The 10,056-nt window shown below is 61.1% G+C and carries 5 protein-coding genes and 1 pseudogene; all 6 read left to right on the top strand.

Annotated features, from left to right (window positions below):
• Positions 1-475 (top strand): annotated as a pseudogene (locus tag PHC73_RS07330) (sialidase); the annotation flags it as partial.
• A 30-nt stretch (positions 476-505) separates the two neighbouring features.
• Positions 506-2,881, top strand: coding sequence for an MMPL family transporter (locus PHC73_RS07325; protein WP_300126278.1), 2,376 nt, complete (start codon positions 506-508; stop codon positions 2,879-2,881).
• 85 nt (positions 2,882-2,966) lie between these two features.
• Complete coding sequence (locus tag PHC73_RS07320) at positions 2,967-4,634, top strand: DUF1302 family protein (RefSeq protein ID WP_300126276.1); 1,668 nt, start codon at positions 2,967-2,969, stop codon at positions 4,632-4,634.
• 29 nt (positions 4,635-4,663) lie between these two features.
• Positions 4,664-6,124, top strand: coding sequence for a DUF1329 domain-containing protein (locus tag PHC73_RS07315; RefSeq protein ID WP_300126274.1), 1,461 nt, complete (start codon positions 4,664-4,666; stop codon positions 6,122-6,124).
• A 152-nt stretch (positions 6,125-6,276) separates the two neighbouring features.
• Positions 6,277-7,269 carry a YCF48-related protein gene (locus PHC73_RS07310; RefSeq protein WP_300126272.1) on the top strand — a complete coding sequence of 331 codons (993 nt, stop codon included), beginning with the start codon at positions 6,277-6,279 and terminating at the stop codon, positions 7,267-7,269.
• A 47-nt stretch (positions 7,270-7,316) separates the two neighbouring features.
• Positions 7,317-9,689 (top strand): MMPL family transporter, encoded by a 2,373-nt coding sequence (locus tag PHC73_RS07305; protein ID WP_300126270.1) that lies wholly within the window; start codon positions 7,317-7,319, stop codon positions 9,687-9,689.
• The last annotated feature ends 367 nt before the right edge of the window (positions 9,690-10,056 follow it).

The following is a 10,056-nucleotide window of genomic DNA, read 5'->3' as shown; positions in this document are numbered from 1 at the left end:
CGATGAATTCGATGGCCATTTGTTTGGCATCGTCAAGGCGCCGTCGGGCAGTCTCTTTTTGGCGGCGGAGCAGGGCGTGCTGTACCGCTCGGATGACGGCGGCGATACCTGGACGCAGCTCGACAGCCCCTATCGCGGGTCGTTTTTTGGTGTGGCGGCCACGCCGCGCGGGCGGGTCATTGCGTTCGCCATGCTCGGCCACGTGGCGGTCAGCGACGACAACGGCGCCAGCTGGCGATTGGTGCCTACGGGCACCGACAAATCCTTCATGTCCGCTACGGTTACCGCATCGGGTGCGGTGGTGCTCGCCGGACTCGATGGCGTAATCGCAATCAGCCGCGACGGCGGCGACAGCTTCGAAATCGTGTCGCAGAAAGACCGGCGTAAGAACGCGCGGCTGCTGCCGACCCGTGACGGTGCCTGGCTGGCATTCGGCGAGGGTGGGGTACGCCGCCTGACGCTCGACGTGCAGTAAGCGACCGCACAGCAGAGATTTGGAGGAGTCATGTTGACCTCGAATTACGCCAGCGCCATGGCGCGCCTTTCCGCCTGGCTGGCCGACGCGCTGATACGTCACCGCGGCGTGGTGCTCATCGTGCTGGCGCTGGTGACGGCCTTTCTTGGATATCACGCGTCGTTTCTGCGCATGGACCCGGGCTTCACCAAGTCCATCCCGCTCAGCCACCCGTACATGCAGACGTACGCCAAATACAGCGATCAATTCGGTGGCGCCAACGTCATCATCGTGGCCTTGATGCAGAAAGAGGGCGACATTTTCAACGTCGACTTTTTCAAGACGCTAGAACAGGCCACGCAGGACGTCATGTTCATCAAGGGTGTCGACCGCTCGTCGGTGACGTCGCTATTCACGCCCAACGTCGACTACGTTCTGGTCAACGAGGAGGGCTTCGCCGGCCATCGCGTGGTCGAGCCCGATTTCAAGCCGAGCAAGGAAAGCATCGAGCAGGTACGCCGCAACCTGCTGGTCTCCCAGCACGTGGGGCGGCTGGTGTCGCATGATTTCCGCGGGGCTCTGATTCGCGCCGAGCTGGTGGATAAGGACCCGGCCACCGGCAAGCCGCTGGATTACCGCGAGGTGGCGGCGGCGCTCGAGGCGATCCGCGCCAAGTACGCCAATGACAACGTCGAGGTGAGGATCATCGGCTTCGCCAAGTTCATCGACGACGTCATCCAGGGCGCGATGGGGGTGATGCTGTTCTTCGTGGTGGCGGTGCTCATCACCGGCGTGATGCTTTATTTCTACTCCAATTCTCTGCAGATCACCGCGCTCGCCATTTTGGTGGCGGTCACGGCGGTGATTTGGCAGTTAGGACTGATTCGCCTGCTCGGCTACGGCATCGATCCATTGTCCATTCTGGTGCCGTTCCTGATCCTGGCGATAGGCGTCAGCCACGCCATCCAGATGACCAATACCTGGAAGCTCGAAATCCTGTCCGGGGCGGACGCGCGTACTGCGGCGCGCGAGTCGTTCAACAAGCTGTTCATCCCGGGCACCACGGCATTGCTGGCCAATGCGGTCGGCTTTGCCGTGATCATGATCATCGACATCGACATCATCCAGGAGCTCGGTATCACCGCCAGCATCGGCGTGGCGGTGATGGTGGCGACCAACAAGTTCATGCTGCCGGTGTTGCTGTCCTATGCCAGCATGAGCCCGCGCACGGTCGAGCGCATCCGCGCCCGTGTGCTCGAGCAGGAGAAGCCGTTCTTCCGGTTTCTGTCTGGATTCGCCGACCGCCGACGTGGCTCGGTGGTGATCGTCGTGGCCGTGTTGTTGCTCGGCTTTGGCTGGTGGAAATGGCAGTCGCTCGTCATTGGCGACAGCGAGGTCGGCGCGCCGGAGTTCTGGCCGGACGCCCGTTACAACCAGGACATCAAGGCCATCATCAGTAACTTCAATGTCGGTATCGACGAGTTGACGGTGATTGCAGAAATGCCGCGCGATGGCTGCACCAACTACGCCATGATGAAAACGATCGACCGCTTCGTCTGGCACGTTTCTAACGTCGAGGGCGTGCAGTCGGTGGCTACGCTGACCTCGGTGATGAAAGACCGCAACGTCGGCAACAACGAAGGGCACATCAAGTTTTATGGGCTGCCGCGCACGGCCGCGGGATTGGGCTCGGCGATGCGCAATATCGAGCTCAATCAAAAGCTATTCAACGACACCTGCGAGGCGATTCCGATCCGCATTTTCCTGTGGGACCACAAGGCGCCGACGCTCGAACGCGTGGTGGAGGCGGTGAAGACGTTTCCGCGACCCAAGGAGGGTGACGGTGCCAAGGTGGCGTTCCGTCTGGCGTCTGGCCCCGCCGGCGTGATGGCCGCCACCAACGAGGCGGTGGCGCGCGCCGAGCTGACGATGATGGGCGCGCTGTTCGTCGCCGTGGGCATTCTGTGTTACCTGACCTTCCTGTCGTGGCGGGCGTCGCTGTGCATTCTGCTGCCACTGGCGCTGGTTTCCATTCTGGCCAACGCCGTGATGGTGATGCTCAACATCGGCCTGAAGGTCTCCACGCTGCCGGTGGTGGCGCTGGGCGTGGGGGTGGGCGTCGATTACGGCATTTACCTGTTCGCCCGCACCCAGGCCAATATCCGAAGGGGTCTCGGGCTCAAGGAGGCCTATTACGAGGGCCTCAAGCAGGCCGGCACGGCGGTGATCTTCACGGCCAGCACCATGTCGATCGGTGTGGCCACCTGGTATTTCTCGGAGCTCAAGTTCCAGTCCGACATGGGCGTACTGTTGGCCTATATGTTCTTCGTCAACATGGTCGGCGCGGTGGTCTTGCTGCCGGCTCTCGCGGCCTGGCTGATCGATGTCGAGAAGGAGCGCTTATCGACACGCGGCCTCGCGCATTGAGGCGATGGTGGCGCGTCGGGCGACACGGCCAGGGCGCGGCTTTTGCTATGATCCTTTACGTTACTGAGCTTGTGGGAGAGGGGTTATGAAAGAAACAACAGTTTTTTGTCGGTTGTTGCCTGCGGTGGCGGGGATCGCGGCGCTCGGCCTGGCGCCTGGCGCCGGCGCGTTTCAGTTCAACATCGGCCAACTCGATGCCTCTTTCGACACGGATCTGACCTGGACCTTGTCGCAGCGCACCGGCAAGCCGGACCCGTTCAACCAGACGGTGTACGGCAACCGCTACCTGTTCCAGGACAAATGGGACATCTTCCAGAACCAGATCAGGGGATCGCATACGCTGGAAGTACACAGCGGCAGCTACGGCGCCCTGGTGCGCGGCAACTGGTTCTATGACTTCGAGATGGCCAACCAGAACCTGCCCGACGCGGCCGAAAATCGCGCCAAACAGCATGGCGATATCACCGATGCGTTTGTGTACAAACGCTTTTTCGACGACCAGTCGCTGTCGGTGCGGCTAGGCAAGCAGGTGATTTCCTGGGGCGAGAGCACGTTCATCGGCGGCTCGCTGAACGACATCAACACGGTGGACATCAGCAAGCTGCGCACGCCGGGCTCGGAGCTCAAAGACGCCTACGTCGGCACGCCCTCGATCGACGTCGCGTTCAACTTCCTCGAAAATTACACGCTCGAGGCATTTGCCCTGTTCGCCTACGACGAGATCAAGCTCGACCCGGTTGGCAGTTTCTACACCACGCTGGACGCCATCACCGACGGCGGTGGCTACCGCAACTCCCCGGCGGGCTGCCTGGCGCCCGATGGCGGGCACTGCGACCTGTTGGGCGGGTTGCTGGTGCGCACTGGCGACAATCTGGGCAGCGGCGGCCAGTGGGGCGTGGCGCTGCGCCGCTTCCTGCCGAACTTCGGTAACGGCGGTGAGGTGGCTATTTACTATCAGAACCTCCACGACCACCTGCCCGCCATCTCGGGCATCGTCGGCAGCGGCTTGTTCCAGGTCGATTATCCGGAAAACATCGAGCGCTGGGGCGCCTCCTTCAACACCAACTACGCCGGTGTCGCCTACAGCGGCGAGCTGTCGTACCGGCGCAACGCACCGCTGCAGATGACCTTGCCGCTGCTGCTGTCCACGCCCTTCGGCGGGCCATTCACGCCGCTCATGGCCGGCTATCATGTGGGTGACGGCATCAAGGGTTATGAGCGCGTCGAGCGTTATCAGGCGCAGTTCACGGTGCAGAAGAACTGGGGCGTGGTGCATGCGTTGAAGGCCGATGCGGCCAGCACCGTCGGCGAGATCGCGTGGGGCTGGCTCGGTGGGCTTCCATCCACGCAGCCGCTGACCATGAACGGTAGAGCGCTCAAGGGCGCGGGCGGCAATACGCTGTACAACGTCTTCGAGTCGGATGTCAGCAAAGACTTCGGCAAGCTGGTGATCCGCCACTCGATGACCTATCAGGCAGCCCTGTTCAATCTGATCGCGCTGGAGCCCAGCGTGGCGTTTTCCTGGGATATCCACGGCTACTCCAACGAGGTGGGCGGTGCAAAGTTGATGGTCGAAGGCCGCAAGGCGGTGACCTTGGGGCTCAACTTCAATTACGGCAACGAACGCTGGAAAGGCGGTATCGCCTACACCAATTTCTGGGGCAAAGATAGCAGTGTGAATGCGGCCAACAGCCGCCTGAATGCGACGGATGATCGCGATTTCCTGTCGTTTAATGCGAGTTACTCCTTCTGACGACGGGCTTTTGTAAGGGGATGATTTCCATGATGATTTTAACCAATCGTGCGCTGCGCGTTGCCGGAGCGGGCGTGTTGGCCCTGGCACTCGCGGGCCCGGTTCTGGCCAAGCTGACGGACGAGGAGATTGCCCAGCTCGGTAAAACCGGCACGCCCTTGACGCCGGTCGGGGCAACCCGCGCCGGCAACCAGGCGGGCACCATTCCGGAATGGACCGGCGGCATCCAGACGCCGCCGGCCGGCTTCAAGCCCGGCGAGCCCTGGGTGGACCCGTACGCGGACGACAAGCCGCTGTTCACCATCACGGCGCAGAACTACGAGCAATACAAAGACAATCTGCTGCCGGGACAGGTCGCGATGTTCAAGCAGTATCCTGAGACTTTCCGGATGCATGTCTACCCCAGCCGGCGCAGTGCCTCTTACCCGGATTGGTTCGTCGAGGCCACTAAGGTCCAGGCGAAAAGCGTGGAAATGTGTCCGGAGTATGCAGCCAAAGGCGAGCTGTGCCTGATCAACGTCCAGCCGGGTGGCGGCGTGCCGTTCCCGATCCCGAAGACCGCCGAGGAAATGGGCTGGAATTCGATGCTGGGCGCCTACCGCGGCACTACCGTGGATGCCATGGGCGATGGTGCGCTGATCGACTCACTCGGTAATCGCACCGATGTCATCATTCGCTCGCGCGAATACTGGCCCTACCAAGTTCCGGCCGACAAGAAGCCGACCAACGAGTGGTTCACCCAGTGGGGCGGTGCCTTCCTGTGTGATTCCTGGCAGATCGAGCAGCCGCCGCGCTCGTCCGGACTCGTGTTCGGCGGCTGTATGTATGCCCAGAACACCGATTTCCAGGTGTATCTGTACATTCCCGGCCAACGCCGCGTGCGCAAGGCGCCGGAAATAGGCTTCCACGACAGCCCTTCGTTCGGTTCTGACGGGCAGCGCACGGTGTCCTCGCGGTGGATGTGGTGGTTCGGCGGCAAGGAGCCGCGCCACAGCTACAGCATGCAGAAGGGCAAGGAGCTGTTCATTCCCTACAACGCCTACAAAATCGTCGATCCGAACCTTACCTTCAACGACATTTACGGCAAAAAGCACGTCAACCAGGACATCCTGCGCTACGAGCTGCACCGTGTGTGGGTGATGGACAGCCAGCTCAAGCCGGGTTTCCGCCACCTTTACAAGCGTCACGTCGCCTATTTCGACGAGGACACCTGGATGGGTGTGGCATTCGAGGCGTATGACGCCAAGGATCGGCTGTGGCGGGTCGGCGAGCAATACAACCTGAACCTGTACGACAAGCGCATCATCCGAATCATGGGCGATTCGCAAATCGACCTGGTCAACGGGCGCTATACGACCTATCCCTATTGGCATGTCCAGGCGGGTAAGGCCAGTGGTTTCGGCATGCCGAAATTTGAGACCACGGACGAGACCACGGTCGATTTGACGATTTTCACGCCGCAGGGCCTGCGTAAGTTCGGGACGCGCTGAACCGATTGCGGTTACGGGAGCGTTGATTGATTCAGCGCTCGCGTTCCCAGCACGGAGTCACGACTGGAATCAAGGGTGCAAGCCCTTGATTCCAGTGGCATGTCGCGCGCGGGTACCGTGCTGCAGCGAGCCGAAAATGTCCACAAGGTGGAATGTTCGGCAGTTCCATGAAAGGGGGAATGATGGTGCGGTTACTCGCCAGCATGTTGCTGGCGTTTCTGATTTTTGATGTTCCGGTCGCGGCTGCGGTCGAGCCGCTGCCGGCGATCAAGGCGCCCTTGGCGACAAAGGTCGTGTTTCTGGACATCGCACAGGCGGGTGATCGGCTCGTTGCGGCCGGCGAGCGTGGCGTGGTGGTGTACTCCGACGATGTGGGTGAGACGTGGCACCAGGCAGATGTGCCAACGCGCGGTACGCTCACTGCACTGGCGTTCGTCGACGCGAAGACCGGCTTTGCCGTTGGGCACGATGCCGCGATTCTGAAGACGACCGACGCGGGCGCGACATGGCAACTGCTCAACTTCGAGCCCGAGTCGCGCAATGTCATGCTCAACGTCCGATTCCGCGATGCACGTAGCGGCTATGTCGTGGGCACCAATGGACAGCTCTGGATCACCCACGATGGCGGCGCCAACTGGGACCGGCGCACGCTGGCGGTGGAGGACTGGTATCAGAACCATATCTTCGACGTTGCCTGGTTACGCGATGGCACGACCTTGGCGGTCGCCGAGAAAGGCGTGCTCTACCGCTCGCCTGACGGGATACAGGAGTTCACGCCGATCGAGTCGCCCTATGACGGCTCGTATTTCGGAGCCTTGTCGCCGGACGGTGTCGCCTTCGTCGTCTACGGCATGAATGGTCACGTATTCGTATCGGGCGACGCCGGCAACGCGTGGCAGGAAGTGGCGACCAACACCGATCAGTTTCTGCTGGATGCGACCGTGCTGAGTGACGGCCGCGTGCTGCTGGTGGGCGCCGGCGGCGCCGTGCTGGCCGTGGAGCCTGGCAGCGGGCACGTACACAGTGCACCTCGGCCGGATGGCGTCGGCATCAATGCCGTGCTGGTCGTCGGCGACGCCGCGTATCTGGCGGCAGCAACTGGCGGGATTCGCAAGCTGCCGCTCACGGAACTGCTGCCGCGCTGAAGCCGGCCCGGTTCGCATTCTCGCATCCGTATTAGGGGTTTTCTGCCATGGCGCAAGTCGCTGGCTATAACGCGCGCCTCGAGCGCATTTCGTCTGCGATGGCCGATGCGTTGATCGGCTATCGGTCCTGGGTGTTGCTGCTGACGATGGCCATCACCGCCTTTTTCGCCTACGAGGCTTTGCATCAGAGGCTCGATCCAGGGTTCGACAAGTCGATACCGCTGTCGCATCCCTATATGGAGACCTATAAAAAATACAAGCCGGAGTTTGGCGGTTCAAACATGATCACCATTTTTGTCGAGGACAAAAGTGGCAACATGTTCAACCCCAAGTTCTTCACCATTCTCGAGCACGTTACGCAGGACATCCTCACCATGGACGGCATCGACGTCAGGACGGTGACGTCGCTGTTCACGCCCAACGTCAATTACGTGGCAGTGACCGAGGAGGGCTTTACGGGCTCGCGTATCGTGCCGGCCGACTTCGTTGCCAACGAGGAAGGGTTGGCGAAGGTGCGGGAGAACCTCGCCCGCTCCAACGAAATCGGCCGCACCGTGGCAAAGGACCTCTCAGGGGCGCTGGTGATCGCCGAGTTGGTGGAGGTCGACCCGGTTACCGGACAAAAGGTCGATTACCGCGCGGTGGCGAAAAGGCTCGAGCAGCTTCGTGCCAAGTATGAAGCGGAAGGCGGCGTCAACATCCGCATCATCGGCTTTGCGACGTTCATCGGCGACATGATCGACGGGGCGCGGGATGTCATTGGGTTTTTTGCCGTCACGTTGGCGATCACCTACATCCTGCTGATCTTCTTTGCCCGGTCCTGGAAGCTCGCCACGGCAGCCATTCTGGTGTCCATCACTGCCGTCATCTGGCAGCTCGGCGCGATCAAGCTGATGGGTTATGGCGTCGATCCGCTGTCGATCATGGTGCCGTTTCTGGTTTTGTCGATTGGCGTCAGCCACGCCGTGCAGATGACCAACGCTTGGCGGCTCGGCATTGCCGAAGGTCTCGATTCCAAGGTTGCGGCGCGGCAGGCATTCAATCGTCTGTTCATTCCGGGCGCCACGGCCCTGGTGGCGAATGCTGCGGGTTTTGCGGTGATCACCGTCATCGACATTGCCATCATTCGTGAACTTGGTATTACCGCCAGCATTGGCGTTGCGGTGATGTTGATTACCAACAAAGTCATGCTGCCGGTGATGCTGTCGTACCTGAAGCTCAGTCCGGCGGAGCTGCAGCGGGCCAAACCGCGCGAGGTGCGGGAAACAAGTTCGTGGCTCGCTTGGATGGCGGCCGGGGCGCGCAGGCCGGTGTCGGTGGTCATTCTTCTGATCGGGGCGGGCTTGTTTGCGCTTGGGGTGGTGGAGCGACGTGCCTTGATCATCGGCGACGCCGAAGCGGGCGCGCCGGAGCTGCGTCCGGATTCGCGCTATAACCAGGACATTCGCGCGATCGTGTCGAAGTTCACCGTGGGACTGGATGAGCTGGTGGTGATTGCCCAGGCAGCGAAGGCCAACGGCTGTGTCGATTATTCGGTGATGGAGACAATCGACGATTTCGTTTGGCACATGCGCAACGTACCGGGCGTGCGCTCAGTCAAGTCGCTGTCGCAGGTGGTGCGTGAGCGCAATGTCGGCAATTTCGAGGCAAACCCGAAATTTCTCGGCCTGCCACGCAACGAGGAGATGATTTCCGCCAACATTTACCGTGTCGAGATGTCGGAGCGGCTGTTCAACAATGACTGCTCGGCGATGCCAGTGACGATCTACCCGGTGGATCACAAGGCCGAAACGCTGCGGAGTGTCGTGAATGCCGTGAAGGCATTCCAGGCGAACAACAAGAATCCCGACGTCACCTTTCACCTCGCCATGGGCAATGCCGGCATCATGGCTGCTACCAACGAGGCGGTGGAGGAATCGCAGTTCGGGATGGCGGTGATTCTTTATATCGCGGTCGGTCTGTGCTGCTTGCTGACGTTTTTCTCCTGGCGGCCTGCATTGGCGGTGATGATTCCGCTGGCGCTGGTGACGGTGTTTGCGGATGCCGTCATGGTGTGGCTGAACATCGGTCTGAAAGTGTCGACGCTGCCGGTGTTGGCGCTGGGGGTGGGTGTTGGTGTCGATTACGGTATTTATTTGTTTGCGCGCACACAGGTACATCTGGCCGCCGGCCTCAAGTTTGCTGATGCCTATGCGCGTGCGTTGCGTGAGGTTGGCGGCGCTGTCATGTTCACGGCGACGACGATGAGCTTGGGCGTGGCGACCTGGTACTTCTCGTCGCTGAAATTCCAGGCGGACATGGGCGTGCTGCTGGCCTACATGTTCTTCGTGAACATGTTGGGGGCGATTTTCCTGATGCCGGCGATTGCGGTGTGGCTGGTGGGAGATCGACGCCCGACCGGGCGCGTGGTGGCGCATTGAGGAACCGCCGGTGTATTGAGTGGTGCGTGACGGGGCAGGATTCGCCGCGGACTGGAAGCGCTGAATGCGTCAGCGCTTCCTTAAGGAAGGGCTGAAAAATTCCGTCCATGGAATTTTTCAGCTCGCCGTCGCGCGGTACACGCCCGCGCGATGCTCCATGAATCAATGGCTTACGCCCTTGATTCATGCCGGGGCATCCTGCCCCGGAGGGAACCGCTGAATAAATCAGCGGTTCCTTAAATGTCGCATCCCGGACGTTTCCCTTCTCGGTACCCGTGGTGGTTTACTGACTGCCCACGAGGCGCTGCGTGAGGTCCTGGGATGAACATCAAGCTGCACAAGAACGCGACCACCACGCCGCGCATCC

The sequence above is a fragment of the Immundisolibacter sp. genome, assembly GCF_028696615.1.
Classification (GTDB): domain Bacteria; phylum Pseudomonadota; class Gammaproteobacteria; order Immundisolibacterales; family Immundisolibacteraceae; genus Immundisolibacter.
This window is presented reverse-complemented; position numbering and strand designations above follow the sequence as displayed.